This window comes from Anaeromyxobacter paludicola (genome assembly GCF_023169965.1).
Classification (GTDB): Bacteria; Myxococcota; Myxococcia; order Myxococcales; family Anaeromyxobacteraceae; genus Anaeromyxobacter_B; species Anaeromyxobacter_B paludicola.
The window spans coordinates 2,013,215-2,032,472 of the sequence record NZ_AP025592.1 but is presented as its reverse complement, the minus strand read 5'-3'; the positions used below and the strand labels follow the sequence as shown (position 1 = coordinate 2,032,472).

17 protein-coding genes are annotated in these 19,258 nt (G+C 75.0%); 9 read left to right on the top strand and 8 right to left on the bottom strand.

Translation table 11 applies throughout. The features are described 5' to 3' along the window. Positions 1-29: 29 nt before the first annotated feature. From AMPC_RS09435 to AMPC_RS09415, 5 genes are all read left to right on the top strand, one after another. Positions 30-221 (top strand): hypothetical protein, encoded by a 192-nt coding sequence (locus AMPC_RS09435; protein WP_248345917.1) that lies wholly within the window; start codon positions 30-32, stop codon positions 219-221. Next, positions 218-628, top strand: a complete 411-nt coding sequence (locus AMPC_RS09430; RefSeq protein ID WP_248345916.1) for a hypothetical protein — start codon at positions 218-220, stop codon at positions 626-628. Before AMPC_RS09435 ends, AMPC_RS09430 begins: the two co-directional genes overlap by 4 nt. 106 nt (positions 629-734) lie before the next feature. Further along, on the top strand, positions 735-2,375 hold the full coding sequence (locus AMPC_RS09425; RefSeq protein ID WP_248345915.1) for an AMP-binding protein: 1,641 nt from the start codon (positions 735-737) through the stop codon (positions 2,373-2,375). Positions 2,376-2,385: 10 nt separating this feature from the next. Then, a complete protein-coding gene (locus AMPC_RS09420; RefSeq protein ID WP_248345914.1) occupies positions 2,386-3,588 on the top strand; it encodes an MFS transporter in 1,203 nt (400 codons plus the stop codon). 41 nt (positions 3,589-3,629) lie between these two features. Next, positions 3,630-4,412, top strand: coding sequence for an ATP-binding protein (locus AMPC_RS09415; protein ID WP_248345913.1), 783 nt, complete (start codon positions 3,630-3,632; stop codon positions 4,410-4,412). On the opposite strand, the gene AMPC_RS09410 is transcribed toward AMPC_RS09415, so the two are convergent. The 3 genes from AMPC_RS09410 to AMPC_RS09400 form a co-directional block, all read right to left on the bottom strand. After that, positions 4,409-4,927 (bottom strand): hypothetical protein, encoded by a 519-nt coding sequence (locus AMPC_RS09410; protein WP_248345912.1) that lies wholly within the window; start codon positions 4,925-4,927, stop codon positions 4,409-4,411. The two genes, AMPC_RS09415 and AMPC_RS09410, sit on opposite strands and share 4 nt — an antisense overlap. Positions 4,928-5,155: 228 nt before the next feature. Beyond that, a complete protein-coding gene (locus AMPC_RS09405; RefSeq protein WP_248345910.1) occupies positions 5,156-6,427 on the bottom strand; it encodes a histidine kinase N-terminal 7TM domain-containing protein in 1,272 nt (423 codons plus the stop codon). A 64-nt stretch (positions 6,428-6,491) separates the two neighbouring features. Continuing rightward, positions 6,492-7,286: a glycerophosphodiester phosphodiesterase gene (locus AMPC_RS09400; RefSeq protein WP_248345908.1), complete on the bottom strand. Its 795-nt coding sequence runs from the start codon at positions 7,284-7,286 to the stop codon at positions 6,492-6,494. A 62-nt stretch (positions 7,287-7,348) separates the two neighbouring features. Here AMPC_RS09400 and AMPC_RS09395 point away from each other — a divergent pair, with 62 nt between their 5' ends. Beyond that, complete coding sequence (locus tag AMPC_RS09395) at positions 7,349-9,829, top strand: cation-translocating P-type ATPase (protein ID WP_248345906.1); 2,481 nt, start codon at positions 7,349-7,351, stop codon at positions 9,827-9,829. Between the two features lie 48 nt (positions 9,830-9,877). Beyond that, positions 9,878-11,053, top strand: a complete 1,176-nt coding sequence (locus AMPC_RS09390) for a GNAT family N-acetyltransferase (RefSeq protein ID WP_248345904.1) — start codon at positions 9,878-9,880, stop codon at positions 11,051-11,053. A gap of 2 nt (positions 11,054-11,055) precedes the next feature. On the opposite strand, the gene AMPC_RS09385 is transcribed toward AMPC_RS09390, so the two are convergent. The 3 genes from AMPC_RS09385 to AMPC_RS09375 all read right to left on the bottom strand — a co-directional run bounded on the left by AMPC_RS09385 (position 11,056) and on the right by AMPC_RS09375 (position 14,684). Beyond that, positions 11,056-11,397 (bottom strand): ArsR/SmtB family transcription factor, encoded by a 342-nt coding sequence (locus tag AMPC_RS09385; RefSeq protein ID WP_248345902.1) that lies wholly within the window; start codon positions 11,395-11,397, stop codon positions 11,056-11,058. Further along, the gene (locus tag AMPC_RS09380) at positions 11,384-11,836 is read right to left on the bottom strand and encodes an SRPBCC family protein (protein WP_248345901.1); all 453 of its coding nucleotides are present in this window, start codon (positions 11,834-11,836) and stop codon (positions 11,384-11,386) included. The genes AMPC_RS09385 and AMPC_RS09380 overlap by 14 nt, the downstream gene beginning before the upstream one ends. 139 nt (positions 11,837-11,975) lie before the next feature. Beyond that, positions 11,976-14,684, bottom strand: coding sequence for a penicillin-binding protein 1A (locus tag AMPC_RS09375; RefSeq protein ID WP_248345899.1), 2,709 nt, complete (start codon positions 14,682-14,684; stop codon positions 11,976-11,978). A gap of 243 nt (positions 14,685-14,927) precedes the next feature. Between AMPC_RS09375 and pal the strand changes: the two genes are divergently transcribed. Together pal and AMPC_RS09365 are read left to right on the top strand one after the other, a co-directional pair. Then, entirely contained in the window at positions 14,928-15,683 is a 756-nt protein-coding gene (gene pal, locus AMPC_RS09370) for a peptidoglycan-associated lipoprotein Pal (protein WP_248345897.1), read from the top strand. Continuing rightward, positions 15,680-16,531 carry a tol-pal system YbgF family protein gene (locus AMPC_RS09365; protein ID WP_248345895.1) on the top strand — a complete coding sequence of 284 codons (852 nt, stop codon included), beginning with the start codon at positions 15,680-15,682 and terminating at the stop codon, positions 16,529-16,531. Before pal ends, AMPC_RS09365 begins: the two co-directional genes overlap by 4 nt. Positions 16,532-16,539: 8 nt before the next feature. On the opposite strand, the gene AMPC_RS09360 is transcribed toward AMPC_RS09365, so the two are convergent. Then, a complete protein-coding gene (locus tag AMPC_RS09360) occupies positions 16,540-18,198 on the bottom strand; it encodes a sigma 54-interacting transcriptional regulator (protein WP_248345893.1) in 1,659 nt (552 codons plus the stop codon). 64 nt (positions 18,199-18,262) lie between these two features. After that, the gene (locus AMPC_RS09355) at positions 18,263-19,087 is read right to left on the bottom strand and encodes a tetratricopeptide repeat protein (RefSeq protein ID WP_248345891.1); all 825 of its coding nucleotides are present in this window, start codon (positions 19,085-19,087) and stop codon (positions 18,263-18,265) included. Positions 19,088-19,258: the final 171 nt, after the last annotated feature.

Below are 19,258 nucleotides of genomic sequence, written 5' to 3'. Positions count from 1 at the left end.
CGCCGCCATGGTTGGGGAGAGGAGGCCACATGGCGACGAGCCGGGACGCGAACGACCCGCGCGACCTCATGAAGGGCATGCGGCGCGAGGCCGAGCGCGAGTTCGAGGGCAGCGAGGCCGGCGACAGCGGTGGCGTGGAGCACCGCGGTCCCGAGGAGCAGGACGGGCGGCCGGGCGAGCGCCCGCCGCAGCCGCGGGTGCGGGAGGGGGAGGAGCCGTGAGCGCGCGCGCGGCGGACTGGGGGCTCCTGCCGATCGCGGTGGGCGGCGCGCTGGGGGCCGCGCTCGGGCGCGGGATCTTCCGGCTCGCCGGGCTCTGGGCGGCCGGCTGGGCGCTCTGGCGGCTCTGGCTGCGGGCGCCGGAGGTGGCGGGCGCGCGCCGCTCGGCGCGGCTCGATCAGGCGCAGGGGCGGGCGCTCCTCGCCGGGGAGCCGGGGACGGGCGCCGGGCCGGGGGCGGTCGAAGCCTCGCAGGCGATCGCGCCCGAGCCGGAGGACGCGGGCGCGGCTCGGGGCGCGCGCGATCCCCGGGAAGAGGAGTTCGAGGCGCAGCGCGAGGCGGCGCGCGAGGAGAACCGGGCGGTGGAGGTGCGGCAGCACGCGCCGCGCGGCCCGGAGGGAATCCCGTAGCAGCCCGGGGGTGTTCGGCCCGCCTCGCCGGGGGAAATGGACGCGACGAGCGAGCCTTCGCTAGGATGGCGCCTTTTTCGCTTTCCGCTTTCCCCTGGAGGCCCCCATGAGCGTCCCGTCCTACCTCAACGGCGCGAGCACCCTGCCGCTGCTCGGCGAGACCATCGGCGAGAACCTGCGCCGCACCGCCGAGCGGGTCCCCGAGGCCGAGGCGCTGGTGGTCCCCTTCCAGCAGCGCCGCTTCACCTACCGGCAGCTCTGGGAGGAGACCGGCCTCATCGCGCGGGCCCTCATGTACCGCGGCGTCAAGAAGGGCGACCGGGTCGGCATCTGGGCCCAGAACCGGTTCGAGTGGGTGGTGGTGCAGTACGCGAGCGCCCGCATCGGCGCCGTCCTCGTGAACGTGAACCCGGCCTACCGCGAGCACGAGCTCGAGTACGTGGTGAAGCAGTCGGAGCTCTCGACGCTCCTCTGCTCCCGCAGCTTCCGCAACGCCGACTACCTCGCCATGGTCCGCGCGGTGCGGCTCAAGGTGGACACCCTGCGCCAGGTGATCGTCATCGACGACGAGTGGGGCTCGCTGCGCGCCGACGCCCTCCGGCTCTCGGAGGAGGAGCTCGCCCGGCGCGAGAAGGAGCTCCAGTTCGACGACCCCATCAACATCCAGTACACGAGCGGCACCACCGGGTTCCCCAAGGGCGCCACGCTCTCGCACCACAACATCCTCAACAACGGCTTCTTCATCGGCGAGACGCTGCGCTACACCGAGCGGGACCGGGTCTGCATCCCGGTGCCCTTCTACCACTGCTTCGGCATGGTCCTCGCCAACATGGCCTGCACCACCCACGGGGCCGCGATGGTCCTGCCCGGTGAGAGCTTCGACCCGGCGACGGTCATGCGCACCGTGCAGCAGGAGCGCTGCACCGCGCTCTACGGCGTGCCGACCATGTTCATCGCGGAGCTCGACCACCCCGAGTTCCGGTCCTTCGACTTCTCCTCCCTCCGCACCGGCATCATGGCCGGCTCGCCCTGCCCGGTGGAGGTGATGAAGCGCGTCCAGAAGGACATGAACATGCGCGAGGTCACCATCTGCTACGGGATGACCGAGACCTCGCCGGTGTCCACCCAGAGCCGCCCCGACGACCCGCTCGAGAAGCGGGTCTCGACGGTGGGGACCATCCACCCGCACACGGAGATCAAGATCGTGGACCCGGCCACCGGCAAGATCGTGCCGCGCGGCGTCCCCGGCGAGCTCTGCACCCGCGGCTACTCGGTGATGCTCGGCTACTGGAACAACCCCGGCGCCACCCGCGAGGCGATCGACCAGGCCCGCTGGATGCACACCGGCGACCTCGCCACCATCGACGAGGACGGCTACGTGAAGATCGTCGGCCGCATCAAGGACATGGTGCTGCGCGGCGGCGAGAACATCTTCCCGCGCGAGGTGGAGGAGTTCCTCTACACGCTCCCAGCGGTCGCCGACGTGCAGGTGATCGGCGTCCCCGACGCGAAGTACGGTGAGGAGCTCATGGCGTGGGTGAAGCTCCGGCCCGGCTACCAGGCGACCGGCGAGGAGCTGCGCGCCTTCTGCAAGGGCAAGATCGCGACCTACAAGATCCCGAGGTACTGGAAGTTCTGTGACGGCTTCCCGATGACGGTCACCGGCAAGATCCAGAAGTACAAGATGCGGGAGCTGGCCATCGAGGAGCTCGGGCTGCAGCAGGCGGCGAGCATCGAGACCGCCTAGGCGACCGGCCGTGTACCAGGGACGGCCGAGCTCCGCGCCCCCGGGCGCCGCCCTCCGCGGGACCGAGGAGCGCCGGCGCTGGGTCTGGGCCCTCTACCTCGTCACGGTGGCGGTCTACTCGGACATGTACGTGACCCAGCCCGTGCTCCCGCTCCTCTCGACGGAGTACGGGCTCACCCCGGCGCAGGCCGGGGAGAGCGTGTCGGCGGTGGTGCTCGCCATCGCGCTCGGGTCGCTCGTCTACGGCCCGCTCTCGGACGCGCTCGGCCGTCGCCGGGTGATGGTCGGGACGGCGCTCCTCCTCGCCGTGCCCACCTTCGGCTGCGCCCTCACCCGCACCTTCCCGCAGCTCCTCGCGCTCCGGGCGGCGCAGGGGCTGCTCATCCCGGGGGTCACCGCCGTCTCGGTGGCGCTCTGCGGGGACGAGCTGCCGCCCGCCGAGCTCGCGCCGGTGGTGGGGGGCGTCATCGCCGCGAGCGTGGCCGGCGGCCTCCTCGGGCGGGTGGGCAGCGGGATGGTCGCGGCGGCGGCCGGCTGGCGCGCCGCCTTCGTGCTCTTCGGCGCGGTGACGCTGGCGGGCGCGCTCGGGCTCGCCCGCGAGCTGCCGAGGAAGGAGCACCGGGGTGGTCCGGGCTGGCTCGCCGCCCTCCGCGGGATGGCGCGCCACCTCGCCGACCCGCCGCTCCTGGGCGGCTTCCTGGTCGCGTTCGCGCTCTTCTTCGCCTTCATCGGCGTCTTCACCTACCTGCCGTACCGGCTCACCGCGGCGCCGTACCACCTCTCGACCGCGCTGGTCTCGAGCGTCTACGTGGTCTACCTGGCCGGCGTGCTGGTCTCGCCGGTGGCGGGGAGGCTCGCGGCCCGGGTCCCCTCGCGCGCCCTCATCGCCGCCGGGTTCGTGGTCGCCGGAGCCGGCGTGGCGCTGACGCTCGCCCGGCCGCTCGCCCTGGTGGTGCTCGGCCTCGTGGTGCTCTGCCTCGGCATGTTCACCGCGCAGGCGGTGGCGCCGGCCTTCGTGAACCGGACCGCGCGGGAGGCCAAGGGGGGCGCCAGCGCGCTCTACCTCACGTTCTACTACCTCGGCGGGACGCTCGGCTCGGTGCTGCCGGGCCACGCCTGGCAGCGGGCGGGCTGGCCCGGCGTGGCGGCGAGCTGCGGCGGCGCGCTCGGGGCGGGGCTCCTGGCGGACTTGCTCCTCTGCCGCAGAAAATGAGAAAAGGACGCCCCGCCGGGGGGGCCGGGCGAGGAGAGCCGATGATCCGGAAGATCGTGCAGATCGACGAAGCGAAGTGCGACGGCTGCGGGCAGTGCATCCCGTCCTGCGCCGAGGGCGCCATCCAGCTCGTGGACGGGAAGGCCCGCCTCTCCGCGGATCAGCTCTGCGACGGCCTCGGCGCCTGCCTCGGCGAGTGCCCGCAGGGCGCCATCACCGTCATCGAGCGCGAGGCGGAGGCGTTCGACGAGGAGGCCGTGGAGGCGCACCTCGCCGCCAAGGAGCCGCCCCCGGCGCCGGTCGCGAAGCCCCGCGCGTCGCTGCGGCTCGTGCCGACCGAGCCCGCCCCCGCGGGCGGCGGCTGCCCGGGCGCGCGCACCATGACCTTCGTCGCCCCGGCGAGCGCCGGCGGCAACGCGGCGATGCTGCCGCCGCCCCCCGGGCCGGGCGCCGCGCTGTCGCAGCTCGGCCAGTGGCCGGTGCAGCTCCACCTCGTGCCGACCAGGGCGCCGTACTTCGCCGGGGCCGACCTGCTGGTCGCCGCCGACTGCGTCCCCTTCGCCTACGCCCGCTTCCACGAGGACTTCCTCGCCGGGAAGCGGCTCGTGGTCGGCTGCCCCAAGCTCGACGACCTGCAGGCCTACGTCGCCAAGCTCACCCAGATCTTCGCCGGAAACTCGATCCGGAGCGTCACCGTGCTGCGGATGGAGGTGCCGTGCTGCGGCGGGATCAGCATGGCCGCGCGCCAGGCGCTCGCCCAGGCCGGCAAGGTGATCCCGTTCCAGGACGTCGTCATCGGCGTCCAGGGCGACGTGAAGAGCTAGGGGCTCGTCCCGCTGGCGCCGGTCTGGCCGGCGCCGAAGGTACCCGCGTCGCCGGTGCCGGTACCGAGGCCGGTCGAGCTCCCGGTGCCGCCGAGCGTGCCGGTGCCGGTCGAGGGCGAGCTGGGCGCGGTGCCGGTGCCGAAGTTGCCGGTGCCGGTGCCCGGAGCGGTGCTCCCGGTCCCGCTGCCCAGGGTGCCGCTCGCGCCGCTCGAGCCGGTGCCGTAGTTGCCCGGCGCGGTGCCGCTGGTGCCCGGGCTGCCCTGGACTCCCGTCCCGGTCCCGCCGCCGACGCCCGCGCCGGTGCCGAGCCCGGTCGAGCCGCTGGTCCCCAGGCCGGTCTCCGTCCCGCCGCCGACTCCCACTCCCGCGCCGGCGCCCGAACCCGGTCCCGTGCCCGCGGCGCCGGCGGTCCCCGCCGTCCCCGCGCCGCCGCCTGCCGCCTGGGCTTGGGCGCGCCCGCCGGCGAGCGCGCAGGCGGCGCAGAGCGCCAGGATCCTCGAGGTCCGCTTGGTCATGCCCGTGCCTCCCGTTCTCCACGAAGGGTAGGGCGCGCCGGCCGGGTGGGGCAGCGGGGGCAGCCGGCCGCAGGGAGCCCCTGGCCGCCCCTCCCCAGCCCTCCCCGCGCGGCGGGGAGGGAGTGCCTCGGGGCGCGACGCGAGATTGAGGTGCGTGCCGGTCGCGAGCCCTGAAGCCTCCCCTCTCCCGCGAAGCGGGGGAGGGCCAGGGAGGGGGCCGGCGGGCCCTCAGGCCTCGCCCGTATCCTCGGGCGGCGGCTTCACCCCGGGGTAGAGCCGCGCCAGGCAGGCCGGGCAGACGCCATGCGTGAACTGCACCGCCGTGCGCTGCTGGAAGTAGGCCTCGATCTTCCGCCAGTAGCCCTGGTCGTCGCGGACCTGGTGGCAGCAGGAGCAGATCGGGAGCAGCGCCTGGAGCCGGCGCACCTCGCCGACCGCGTCCTCGAGCTCGCGGATGAGCCGCTCGCGCTCCTCGCGCGCGCGGCGCCGCCCGGTCACGTCGCGCACGAGGTAGAGCCGCCCCGCCTCCTCGCCGAAGGCGGTCCGGACCGGGCTCGCCGCCACCTCCAGCCAGCGGCGCCCGTCGCCCTCGCCGAGGGCGAGCTCCTCCTGCCAGCGCTCGCCCGGCGCGCGCTCCCGCTCCCAGCTCCGGGCCAGCGCCGCGACCTCGCCGGAGGTCGCCTCCGGCCCGAGGCCCAGCGCGCCCTGGGCGGCCGGGTTCCGCAGGAGGAGCCGCCCGCCGCGGTCCACGAGCAGCACCCCGTCGCCGAGGCTCTCCACCACCGCCTCCTGCGCGATGGGCACGAGGTCGAGCAGCCCCTGCCGCAGCACCGCCCAGGCGAGCAGCGCGCCCATGGCGGCGACCCCGAGCGCCGTCCAGTCGATCCCGGGCCAGGGGCCGAGCTTGGCGATGTACACCGCGCTCCCGGCCCAGGGCAGGACCGCCGAGACCGCCACCACCGCGAGCGGACCGCGCAGGCCCGGCACGGCGCGGCCGGCGGCGCGCAGGAGGGCGGCCGTGCCGATCGCCATGTGCGCGTAGTTGCCGGCGATGAAGAGCCAGAACCAGGGCCCGTAGTAGTAGAGCGCGATCCCGCCGCCCGCCGGGGCGGGGACCACGCGCGCCCAGAGCAGGTGGTGGAGCGGGTTCGTGAACGCGACCGCGACCGTCAGGAGCGGGACGACCCAGCCGGCCGCCCGCAGCCGCGGCGCGAGCCAGCGCTCCTCGCGGGTGAGCTCGAGGGCGGTGCGCGAGAAGAGCGGGGCCGCCGGCGCGACGCCGAGGTAGAGGAGCTGAGCGCAGAGGAGGTTCAGCCGCGGGCCCGTCGCGAGCACGCCGAGCGCGTCGAAGAGCGCCCACCATCCAGCGGCGGCGAGGAGCAGCGCGAGGGAGCGGGCCCCGCGGGTCTCCCGGCGGCGCCAGGCCGCCATCCCGGCGCCGGCGCAGAGCGCCGCGGCGGAGAGGTAGAGCGCGGTGGCGGCGAGGGCGAAGCCTGGCATGCGCGGGATCCGGGTCCCGCGAGCAGAGCACGGCCCGGACCGGCTGTCGAACTCGCGGCCGGGGCTACCGGCCGAGGACCCGGGCCAGCAGGTCGGGCCGGTCGGTCATGACGCCGTCGGCCCCGGCCGCCAGCACCGCGCGCATGTCGGCCTCCTCGTCCACGGTCCAGACGAAGACCGCGAGCCCGCGCGCGTGGAACCAGGCGACGGTGGTCGCGTCGGCCACCTCGATCCCCGACTCGGTCCGCAGCGGGAGGTCGGCCACGTCCCAGCCGGCGGGGCAGCTCGCCGGGTCGGCGCCGCAGCGCGACGCGAGCACGTGCGCCGTGCCGGCCTGCTCCGGGATGAAGTGGCAGGCCTGGGGCAGGAGCGCCCGGATCCGCTCCCCCTGCGCGTCGTCGAAGGAGCCGAGGCAGACCCGCTCGACGGCGCCCGCCTCCCGCACCACGCGCACCAGCGCCTCGGCCGCCTCCGGCTCCACGTCCTTCACCTCCACGTTCACGCGGGTGGCGGGGTGCGCGTCGAGGACCTCGCGGAGGGTGGGCACGGCGACGCCGCGCCCCCGGAACGGGAAGGTGCGGCCACCGTCGGGCGTGAAGGCGAACCCGGCGTCGAGCGCCTTCAGCGCGGCGAGCGAGCGATCGCGCACCCGGCCCGGCGCGCCGGTCACGCGCCGGGTGTCCTCGTCGTGGAAGACCACCAGGGCTCCCTCGCGGGTGAGCCGGACGTCGAGCTCGAAGGCGTCGGCGCCGAGCCGGGCCGCGACGTCGAACGCGGCGAGCGTGTTCTCCGGCGCGAGGCGGGAGCCGCCCCGGTGGGCGACGAGCCAGGGGCCCGGCAGGTCGAGGTAGGGCTTCATGGGCCCCAAACCATAGCCGCCGGGCTCGCGCCGGAGGCGTAGCATCTCGGGTCGGGGGACCCATGGAGCCGGCACGGGTCGAGGAGGCGCAGCTGCGCGGGCTCTCGCCGGAGGAGGCGCGCGCCCGGCTCGCGGCGGTGGGTCCCAACCGGCTCGTCGCCGTCGAGCGCTGGGCGTGGCTCAAGGAGGTGCTCTCGGTCGTCGCCGACCCGATGGCGCTCATGCTCGCCTTCGCGTCCGTCGTCTACCTGCTGCTCGGGAAGACGAAGGACGCGGTGATCCTGGCGGCGGCGCTGGTGCCGGTGATGGGCGTGGACGTGCTGCTCGAGGCCCGCTCCCGGAGCGCCCTGCGCAAGCTCGCCGGCGCGGTGCGCCCGCGGGCGCGGGTGATCCGCGGCGGCGAGGAGCGCGAGGTGCCCACCGAGGAGCTCGTCCCCGGCGATCTCGTGGTCCTCGCCGAGGGGGACGTGCTCCACGCCGACGGGGCCGTGCGGCGGGCGCGGAACCTGACGGTGGACGAGTCGCAGCTCACGGGCGAGTCGGAGCCGCAGGCCAAGTCGGCGACCGCGGGAGAGCCGGGCGACGAGCCGGAGCGGTTCTACGCCGGATCCCTGGTGCTCGCCGGGTCCGGGCTGGGCGAGGTGACGCGCACCGGTCCGCGCACCCGCTTCGGCGCCATCGCCCGGCTGGTGGCCGAGTCGGCCCCGGATCCCACCCCCATGCAGCGCCGCACCGGCCGCCTGGTCCGGCAGCTCGGGGCGGTGGCGCTGGCGGTCGCGGCGGCCCTCTTCGCGCTCGAGCTCCGCCGCGGCGTCTCGCTGGGGCAGTCGCTCCTCGCCGCCGTCAGCCTCGCCATGGCGGCGATGCCCGAGGAGTTCCCTCTGGTCTTCACGCTGTTCCTCTCGCTCGGGGCCTGGCGGCTCTCGCGGCGCGGGGTGCTGGTGCGGAGGCTCGCCAGCATCGAGACCCTCGGCTCCACGACCGTCATCTGCACCGACAAGACCGGCACCGTCACCACCGGGCAGTTCACGCTCGCCGAGCAGGCGCCGCTCGGCGAGGGGGTCGGCGAGGACGCGCTGCTCGAGGCGGCGCTGCTCGCCTGCGAGCCGGAGCCGGTGGACCCGATGGAGCGGGCCATCGCGGCGCGGGCGGGGGAGCGGCGGCGGGAGGCGGTGGGCGCGCGCGGCGGCTGGCGGCTCGTGCGCGATCACGACTTCGATCCGGTCGGGAAGCACATGAGCCACGTCTGGCGCGTCCCCGGGGGCGCGCGCGAGCGGGTCGCGGCCAAGGGCGCGCTGGAGGGCATCCTGCAGCACTGCCGGCTCGGGCCCGGGGAGCGGGAGCGGGCCGAGGCCCGGAACGCCGAGCTGGCGAGGCGGGGGATGCGGGTGCTGGCGGTGGCGGGGCGCGAGGGCCCGCCCGGCGGCGGCGCGCGGGAGGAGGACGAGGCGGGGCTGCGGCTCCTCGGGCTGCTCGGCTTCCGCGATCCGCTCCGGCCGGAGGTGCCGGCCGCGGTCGCCGAGTGCGCCACCGCCGGCATCCAGGTGAAGCTCGTCACCGGCGACCACGCGCTCACCGCCCACGCCATCGCCGAGGCGGCCGGGATCCCGGGCGCCGGCGGGCCGGGGCTGACCGGCGAGGACCTCGACCGGCTGGCGCCGGGAGCGCTGGCGTCCGCGCTGCGCCGCGCGGCGGTGCTGGCCCGCATCCGGCCGGAGCAGAAGCACGCCATCGTGGAGGCGCTGGCGCGCGACGGCGAGGTGGTGGCCATGACCGGGGACGGCATCAACGACGCCCCGGCGCTGCGCCGCGCCGACATCGGCATCTCGCTCGGGCGGCGGGGCACCGAGGTGGCCCGGGCGGCGGCCGACCTCGTGCTCCTGGACGACGACTTCACCTCCCTCGTGGCCACCGTCCGCGAGGGCCGGGCCATCTACCAGAACATCCAGCGGGCGTTCCTCTACCTCATCGCCTTCCACATCCCGGTGATCGGCGTGGCGCTGGCGGCCCCGCTGCTCGGGCTGCCGCTCCTGTTCCAGCCGGTGCACATGGTCTGGCTGGAGCTCATCGTGCACCCGGTCTCGGCGCTGGTGTTCGAGGCCGAGCCGCCGCCGCCGGACCTCATGATCCGGCCCCCGCGCCGGCGGGGGGCGTCGCTGCTCGCCGGGGCCCTCACGCTCAAGTCGATCCTGTCGGGCGCGATCCTCACGGTGGGCGCGATCTGGATCTACCGGGACCACCTCGGGATGGGGGTGGCCTACGCGCGGAGCCTGGGGCTCACCGTGGTCATCGCGGGGTCGATGCTGCTCGTCTGGGCGGAGCGGGGCGTCGGCGGGTCGTGGCTGGGCGCGCTCCTCCCGCGCGGCTGGCGGTTCTGGCTGGTCTGGGGCCCGGTGGCGCTCACCCTGCCGGCCTTCATGTACTTCCGGCCGGCGGCGGAGGTGTTCGAGATCGTCCCGCTCACCGGGAGCGACTGGCTGCTGGCCCTGGCGCTCGCGGCCTCGGGCGTGTTCTGGCGGATCGGGGGCGGCCGGCGAGGGTAGAGGTCGGCGACCCTCGCGCCGTCCGTCCCCCGTGGTTATCTCCCCCCGGTGTCCTTCGACCTGCGCATCCTGGAGGCGATCTCCGACGTCCCGGCCGCTTCCTGGGACGCGCTCCTCGCGCACGAGCCGGACCGCGCGACGCCGTTCCTGCGCCACGCCTTCCTCTCCGCCTGCGAGCTGTCCGGCTGCGCGGCCGGGGCGGGCTTCGCGCCGCGCCACCTCACCCTCTGGCGCGGGCGGCGGCTCGTGGCGGCGGCGCCGGCGTACGTGAAGGACGGCTCGGAGGGCGACTTCTCGCGCGACTGGGAGTGGGCGGCGGCGGCGCGGCAGGCGCGGGTCCGCTTCTACCCGAAGCTCGTGCTGACCGTCCCCTTCACCCCGGCGACGGGGCGCCGCTTCCTGGTGGCGCGCGGGGTGGACCGGGCGGCGGCGGTGGCGGCGCTCGTCGCGGGGGCGCGGGCGCTCGCGGAGGAGGAGCGGCTCGGCGCCGTGCAGGTGCTCTTCCCGCTCGAGGAGGAGGCCGGCGCCCTGGCGCCGCTCGGCCTCGCCGCGCGGCTCGACTTCCAGTACCACTGGGCGAACCGGGGCTACCGCGCCTACGACGACTTCCTGGCCCGCTTCTCGTCCAAGCGGCGCAACCAGCTCCGGCGCGAGCGGGCCGCCCCGGGCCGGGAGGGGATCGAGATCGCCACGCTGCGCGGCCCGCGGCTCGCCGAGGACGCGGCGGCGCTGGCGCGCGACGTCGAGGACCTGCACCGCGCCACCGTGGACCAGATGGCCTGGGGGATGCGGTGGGTGGACCGCGACTTCTTCGAGCGGCTGCTCACCGGCATGCCGGACGCGATCGAGATCGTGGAGGCCCGGCGCGGCGGGCGGCGGATCGCGGCGGCCTTCAACGTCGCCTCGCGCACCCACCTCTACGGCCGCTACTGGGGCTGCCGGGAGGAGCACCCGTTCCTGCACTTCAACGTCTGCCTGTACCACTCGGTGGAGGAGTGCATCCGGCGGGGCGTGCAGGTGTTCGAGGGCGGCGCCGGGGGCGAGCACAAGCTCGCGCGCGGCTTCGAGCCGGCCGAGACCTGGTCCTCGCACCTGTACCTCGACGCGCGGCTCGACGGCGCCGTCCGCCGCCACCTGGAGCAGGAGGTGCCGGCGCGCCGCGAGGCGCTCCTGCGCTGGCAGGCGGACGCGCCGGTGCTGCGCCACGCGGGCGCGGCCGACTGACCTCACTCCTCGACGAGGGCCCTGAGCCGCAGGAGCGCCTCGTCCCACCGGCGCGAGAGCTCGTCCATCGTCCGGCGGGCCTCCGCGAGCCGGCCGGGCGCGAGCTCCCAGCGCCGCTCGCGCCCGCGCCGGACGTCGTGGACCAGCCCGGCGCCGGCCAGCACGTCGAGGTGCTTGGTGACCGCCTGCCGGCTGATGTCGGTGCCGCCGGTGAGCTGCGCGGTCGAGAGCGCGCCGCCCTCGCAGAGCCGGGAGAGCAGGGCGAGCCGCGTCTCGTCGCCGAGGGCGGCGAAGACGGGGGCGGAGCGGGCGAGCCCGGCCGGGCGCTGGCTAGCTCGCGACATGCCGCGCGATGTTCTCGAGCTGCGCCGCCCAGCCGCCCTCGTTCATGCGGAACGCCTCGTCGCGGCGGGCCGGCAGGACCTGGTCGAAGCCCGACTCGACGACCGAGAGCTCCGTGCCGCCCGGCGCCTCGCTGAGGCGGAGCTCGACGAGCGTCATCGGCTCGCCGGAGAGGTCGGCCCCCGGCTTCGGGTAGGGGTGCCAGCGGTAGGAGAAGAGGGTCTCCGGCTCCACGCGCTCGATCACGATCTGGAAGCGCCAGTGCTCGTAGCCGGGGTGGGTGATGCCCGCGTCGATCCGGGCCGCCGGCTGGAACACGGTCCCGGCGTCGAAGCGGGCCCCGAACCAGCGCCCGAACTCCTCCGGGACGGTGAGGGCCCGCCACACCCGCGCGCGCGGGGCGCGAAGGAAGATGCGCTTCTCGATCCGATCGCTGCTCATGAGCAACCTCCTGGTTGCACATGTGGCCACGCGGGAGCGAAAGCGCAACCGATCGGCTGCGCGTCCCGCAGGGGGCGGCGGCGGCACGGTCCCGGCTCCTCCCGCGGGGGCCGCGACCGCTCGCCGCGCCGCGGCCCGCCTACTCCATGAAGAAGTTCTGCGGCGCCGAGCCGGCCGGGGGCAGCTCGCCCGCGACCTGGGCCGGCACGGTGCCGGCCACGAACGGCACCACCGCGGTGGTCTCCGGGGCGGCCCCCTCGCGCGCGAGGAGCCCGCTCTTCTTGTCCACGCGGGCGAAGGTGACGCCGGTGGGCACCGGGAACTCCCCGGCCTTCACGGCTCCCTGGCGCATGAAGCCGAGCCACGCCGGGAGCGCGGCGCCGGCGCCGGTCTCCCTGGGGCCGAGCGGGTCGTGGGAGTCGAAGCCCACCCAGACGCCGGCCACGAGGTCGCTCGTGAAGCCGACGAACCAGGCGTCGCGGTGCTCCTGGGCGGTGCCGGTCTTGGCGGCCACCGGGCGGCCGAGGGCCTTGGCGGCGGCGCCGGTGCCGTACTCCACCACGTCGCGCATCATCGAGGCGAGCACGTAGGCCACCTGCGGCTCCATCCCCGACTCCGGGATCTGGGCCGGGGGCGCGGGCTGCGCGGCGACGGTCCCGCCGTCCGGGGTCCCGGCGTCGGCGCCGTCGGCGAAGGGGGCCGAGGGCGGCGCGCCCGGGGCGGCGACCGGCGCGTTCGGGACCGGCACCGCGGCGGCGGCGCCGGCCGGGGCCGAGACCACCTGCAGGCTGCCGGCCTCGCGCGCCGGCGGCGCGTTCGGCGCGTGCTCCTCGAGCACCTGCCCCTTGCGGTCGCGGACCTGCAGGACGAGGAGCGGCTCGGCGCGGTAGCCGCCGGTGGCGATGGTCGCGTAGGCGTTCACGAGCTCCATCGGCGTGACCTCGCCCGTGCCGAGCGCGAGCGTCAGGTTCTTCGGCAGGTCGGAGGAGACGCCGGCGCGCTTCGCGAAGGCGCTGACCGCGTCCACGCCGAGCTCGTCCACCAGCTTCGCCGCCACCGTGTTCTTGGAGTGGGCGAGGGCCGCCTTGAGCAGGAGCGGGCCGTCGTACTCGTCGCGCTCGAAGTTCTGCGGCTTCCACTCCTTGCCGGTCCACTTGTCGCGGTAGACGTCGGGGGTGTCGTAGACCAGGCTCGCCGGCGAGTACTTGCGGCTCTCGATGGCGGTGCCCCAGACGAAGGGCTTGAAGGCCGAGCCGGGCTGCCGCTTCGCCTGGATGGCGCGGTTGAACTGCGAGAGGGCGAAGTCGTAGCCGCCCACCAGCGCGCGCACGCCGCGGGTGGCGGGGTCGATGGCCACGAGCGCGCCCTGCACGCGCGGCGCCTGCTCGAGCGCGAGCGGGAGCGGCTTGCCCTGGCGGGCCAGGTCGGCCGGGGCCGGGCCCTTGCCGGCGAGCACGCGCACGAGGACGAGATCGCCCACCTTGAGGACGTCGCCCATCTTCTTCGGGGCGGCGGTGCCGGAGGCCGGGTTGTACTTGCGCGCCCAGCCCACGTCGGGGAGGGCGAGGGTGCCGGCGGCGTTGCCGAGGTCGATGGTGGCCTGCTTGTCGGTGACCGCCGAGACGAGGGCGGTGTAGAGGCCGTCCGGCTGGAGCGGGCGCACCCGCGCGGCGCGGCGCAGGTCGAGCTTCTTCACCTCCGCGCCCGGCTCGAGGTCGTCGGGCGAGGCCTTGGCGAGGTCCCAGACCAGCACCTCGCCCGGCCGCGGCACCACCGCCTTGAGCCGCTCGCGCCAGCCCTTCTCGGCCTGGGCGAGCTGCTTCGGGTCGAGGTGGATGGGCGCGCCGCGCCAGCCCTGGCGCTTGTCCACCGCGCGGAGCTGCGCCTCGAGGGCGTCCTCGGCCGCCTTCTGCATCCGCGGATCCATGGCGACCCGCACCTCGAGGCCGTCGGTCTCGACGCGCTCGGCGCCGTACTTCTGGTCGAGGTACTTGCGGACCGCGTCGGCGTACCAGGCGCCCGGCGGATCCTCGCCGTGCGAGACCACCTTGATCGGCTTCGCAGCCTCGGCGGCGGCGAGCTGCGCCGAGATGAAGCGCTCCTCCTCCATGCGGCGCAGGACGTACTTCTGGCGCTCCTTCGCGGCGGTGGGGTGCTTCACCGGGCTGAGCCGCTCCGGGGACTGCACGAGCCCGGCGATCATCGCCGCCTCGCCCACCGAGAGCTCGCCCACGCCCTTGCCGAAGTAGAAGCGGGCCGCCTCCTCGACGCCGTAGCGCCGGTGCCCGAAGTAGATCTGGTTCAGGTACAGGTAGAGGATCTCGTCCTTCTTGAGGTTCTGCTCGAGCCGCCGCGCGAGGACGATCTCCTTCACCTTGCGGGAGATGCGCCGCTCGGAGGAGAGGAGGAAGGTCTTCACCACCTGCTGCGTGATGGTGGAGCCGCCGCAGGCGCGCCCGCCGAGGGCGCCCTTGAGGGCGCAGCGGGCGATGGCCCAGTAGTTCACGCCCTGGTGCTCGTAGAAGTGGGCGTCCTCGCTCGCGAGCACCGCCTTCTTCATCACCTCGGGGATCTGGTCGAAGGGGAGGACGGTGCGCCGCTCGCGGGCGAACTCGAACACCTCGCTGCCGTCGCTGCCGTAGACGCGGGTGGCGACGAGCGGGTGGTAGTCCTTGAGCGTGTCGAAGGCGGGGAGGTCGTGGGTCCAGCCGAGGAAGAGCGCGCCGCCGCCGGCGCCGCCGAGGAGGGTGACGGCGAGGAGGGCGAGCACGACGCGGCCGGCGGTGCGCGCGCGGCCGCGGCGCCGCTGGGCGGGCGCGGAGTCTTCGGAGGAGGAACGCTTGGTCATTGGATGGTGAACCCGTGGGGCCGGGGGGAGGCCCGCAGAGGCGCGGGTCTAGCCCGAACCGCCAGCGCCGGCAAGGGGCCGGCAACCCCGCCGGGCCGGGCGCGGGCGCCGGGGCGAGGAGTCTCGGCTGGAACACCCGGCGAGGTTGCCCCTATTCCGGGCCCCATTTTCCTTTGACTCACCCCCGCAACGGAGCGAGATCATCCGCGTCCAAGCCCGCTCTGCCCGTCACTGGAGGTCACGATGCGCCGCGTCCTGATGCTCTTCGCCCTCGTCTCACTCGCCGCCCTCGCCGGCTGCCGCGCCAAGCCCACCGGCCGCTGCACCTCCAGCAAGGACTGCGCGGACCAGGAGGGGTTCGGGCGCGTGTGCGTGGACGGCACTTGCCAGGAGTGCGGCCAGGACGCGGACTGCAAGGAGGGCTTCCTCTGCGAGGCCAACAAGTGCGCCCCGGTCCAGTGCAAGCAGCCCGCCGACTGCGGCACCGGCAAGGACTGCCAGCGCGGCCGCTGCGTGACCCCGGCCGCCCCGCCGCCGGTCACCGAGGCCCCCAAGGCCGAGTGCGACGACCAGCACCCCTGCGCCGGCGGGCGCGAGTGCCAGGCGGGCAAGTGCGTCGAGTCCCCCGCCGCCGCGGCCTGCTTCGCGGGCGAGGCGGAGGGCGGCGGGCGGCGGCTCCAGCCGGTCCACTTCGACTTCAACGGCGCCACGCTCGACGCCGAGGACACCGCCACGCTGCAGAAGGACTTCCAGTGCATGCAGCAGCTCAAGGTGAAGAAGGTCACCATCGAGGGGCACTGCGACGAGCGCGGCACCACCGAGTACAACCTGCACCTGGGCGAGCGGCGGGCCGAGTCGGTGCGCCGCTACCTGTCGCAGCTCGGCGCCGACGCGCGGCAGCTCAAGGCCATCAGCTACGGCAAGGAGCGCCCGGCCGACCCGGGCCACGACGAGAGCGCCTGGAAGAAGAACCGCCGGGCGGAGCTGGTCGTCCAGTGAGCGCCCGCCGCCCCCTCGCGCTCCTGGGACTCGCCCTCACCGCCCTCGCGGGCTGCGCCACCAGCTCGCGGGTGGACCGGCTCGAGGCCCGGCTGCGGGACGTCGAGGACCAGGCCGACGCGCAGCAGAAGTCGCTCGAGCAGCAGCGGGCCGCCATCCAGGACGGCATCGGCAAACTCGACCAGAAGCTCGGCGAGCTCAACGCCGCCGCCCGCCGCACCGGCGCCGACCTCGCCGTCCGGCAGGATCGGCTCGAGGAGGGCTCCACCTCCCTCAAGGGGCAGCTCGAGGAGCAGCAGCAGCGGGTGGCGCAGCTCGAGGGCACGGTGAAGTCGCTGCAGGCCGACAACGCCACCGCCATCTCGGTGCTCAAGGGGACGGGGGCCTGGGAGACGTACCAGTCGAAGCGGCGGGCGGAGGAGCTCACCCGGCCCACCGAGCCCGCCCCGTTCCTCGCCCTGGCGCAGCGGGAGGAGGCCTCCGGCGACCGCGCCGTGGCCCGGCAGCTCTACGACGAGTTCCTCCGCAAGTGGCCCAAGGACCCGCGCGCGGCCGAGGCCCTCTACCGCACCGGCGACCTCCAGGCGGGCGACAAGCGGTACCGGGAGGCGGTCCTCTCCTTCGGGAAGGTGGTGCAGGAGTTCCCGAAGTCGGACCGCGCGCCCGACGCCCTCTACCGGATGGCCGAGACGCTCCAGCAGCTCGAGCTCAAGGACGACGCGCGCGCCGCGCTGCAGGACCTCGTGCAGAAGTACCCGTCGAGCGCGGCCGCGAAGAAGGCGAAGGCGAGGCTGGCCGAGCTCGCCCCGCCGAAGGCGCCGGTGAAGAAGCCGAAGAAGCGGCAGTAGCGCCTCCGCTACTCCTCGTCGTCCCCCTCGGCCACCACCCCGGCGCCGCGCCCCTCGGCGTGGAGCCCCCACTGGCCGATGCGCTTCATGACCGTGCTCTTGGCGATGGCGAGCTCCTTCGCCACCGCCATGCGCCGGCCGCGGTTGCGCCGCAGCGAGAGCCGGATGGCCTCGCGCTCGATCTCCTCCATCGTCAGCCCCTTCACCCGGAGCACCTCGTCGGCGCCGCCGCGCTCGGGCGAGCCCTCGCCGCGGGTGTCGTCGAAGGTGACGGCCGACGCCGGGATGACGCGCCCCTCGCCGCGGAAGAGCAGCGCCCGCTGGACGGTGTTCTTGAGCTGCCGGACGTTGCCCGGCCAGTCGTAGGCCTCGAGCTTCTCGAGCGCCTCCTCCGACCAGGCGAGGGAGAGGCCGCGCGGCGCGGCGCGGGCGAGGAACTCCTCCGCCAGCGGCCGCACGTCGCGGGGCCGGGCGCGCAGGGGCGGCACGTTCACCGGGACCACGCAGAGCCGGTAGTAGAGGTCCTCGCGGAAGCGGCCCGCCCGCACCTGCGCCCGCAGGTCGCGGTGGGTGGCGGCCACGATCCGCGCCCGCACCTGGATGGGCCGGGAGGCGCCGACGCGCTTCACCTCGCCGAGCTCGAGCGCGCGCAGGAGCTTGGGCTGCAGGTCGAGCGGGAGCTCGCCGATCTCGTCGAGGAAGATGGTCCCGCCGTCCGCCTCCTCGAAGGCGCCGCGCCGGAGCCGGTCGGCGCCGGAGAAGGCCCCCTTCTCGTGCCCGAAGAGCTCGCTCTCGATGAGGGTCTCGGCGATCGCCGAGCAGTTCACCGGGATGAAGGGGGCGTCGGCCCGCCCGGAGCGGGCGTGGAGCGCGCGGGCCACGAGCTCCTTGCCGGTGCCGGTCTCGCCGAAGATGGTCACCGCGGCCTCGGTCGGCGCGACCCGCTGCACGAGGTCGAAGACCTGCGCCATGGCGAGGTCGCGCGAGGACATGCCCTCGAACGCGGGCGCGAGCCGCTCCTCGCGGACCGGCTCGAGCCAGAGCTCGGCGTCGCCCGCTGCGACCACCGCCCCGGGGAGGAGCTCGGCCCGGCTCACCGCGATCCCGCCGAGCCGGGTGCCGTTGGTGGAGCCGAGGTCGCGGACCCACCAGCGCCCGCCCTCGGGCTCGATCCGCAGGTGGCGGCTCGAGGCGAAGGGGCAGGAGAGCACCACGTCGTTGTCGGCGTCCTTGCCGACGGCGGCCCCGCCGGGCGGCAGGGAGTGGCTGCGCTCGAGCCCCCCCTCGCGCACCTTGAGCCGCACCGGGGGCGCGCGGCCCCCGTCCGGCGCCGGCGGCCGCGCCACCGTCGCCTCGGCGAGCCGGGTGTCGTCGGCCTGCTCCTCCGGCCCGAGCCGGAAGAGCGCCCGCCACCCGCCCAGGTGGAGCTCGGCCCCGTCCTCCAGCGGCGACTCGGCGACGGCGCCGCGGCCGAGCCGCGTGCCCCGGCCGGACCGGTCCACGAGGTGGTACCCCTCCGCGCGCCGCTCCACGACCGCCTGCACCCGGGACAGGGCAGGGTCGGGCAGCGTCACGTCGCACTCGGGCGCGCGCCCGATGGCGATCCTCTCCCCCAGCGCCACGCGGAGGAGCTCCTCCCCGTGGCGAAAGAACGCCAGCTCAGCCATGCGCCGAGCTTACCCAAAAGTGAAATGCTGTGAAGGGGGATGTGCGACGGCGACGGCGAAAATCCTACCCGTGCGCCAGCTCGTCGTACTCGGCGTTGCCCTTGAGGGCGTCGAACATCGGATCGCTCGCGAGCCAGCCCTTCACCTTCGCCGCGTCGGTCGCGAGGGCGCGCTTGAGCGCCTCGAGCGCCTCGGCCGGCTTGCCCCAGAGCGCGTAGAGCGCCCCGAGGTTGTAGTTGAGGAGGAGGTCCTCGGGCTGGAGCGCCCGGGCCCGGTCGTAGGCCCGCTCCGCCTCGGCGTAGAAGCCCTTCTGCGCGTAGCTGATGCCGAGGTCGAGGTGGGCCTCGAAGTTCTCCGGCTCGAGCCGCACCACCTCCTTGAGGTGGGTGATGGCGGCCCGGTAGTCCCCCTCGTCCATCTGCAGGGCGGCCAGCTCGTGGCGCGGGAAGGGATCCTTCGGGTCGAGCGCGATGGCGGTCTCGAGCTCCTTCACCGCCTCCTCGGTCTTGCCCTGGTCGGCGAGGGTGAGGCCCAGGTTGAGGTGGGCGTCGGGGTACTCGGGGTCGAGCTGGATCGCCTCCTGGTACTCGGCGATGGCCATCTCCGGGCCGTGGGTGGCGAGGAAGCAGGCGAGGTTGTAGTGGGCCGTCGCGCTGTCGGGCTCGAGCTGGATGGCGGTGAGGTACTCGCCCATCGCCTCCCGGTAGAGCTTCTTCTCGGAGTAGACGGTGGCGAGGTTGTCGTGCGCGTGAGCCGAGGTGGGGTCGAGCTCGATGGCCTTCTTGAACTCTCGGATCGCCTCGTCGAGCCAGCCGCGGTCGGCCAGCTCGATGCCGCGGGAGTTGTGCTCGTCGGAGAGCGCGATGTGGTCCTTGTCCCGGCTGCTCACGTTCTTGTGCCCCGATTCCTTGTTCTTGGCGTGGAGGGGGCGCCCTTCTACCAGAAAAAGCGGGCGCCGGCGGGGAGCGGGCGCCCGCCCGGTCCCGCCCGGGGACCGGCAGGGCGGGTTACCGGTTGACCCCGCTGCGTCGAACCGTGCATTCTGACCGGCCAATTCAGG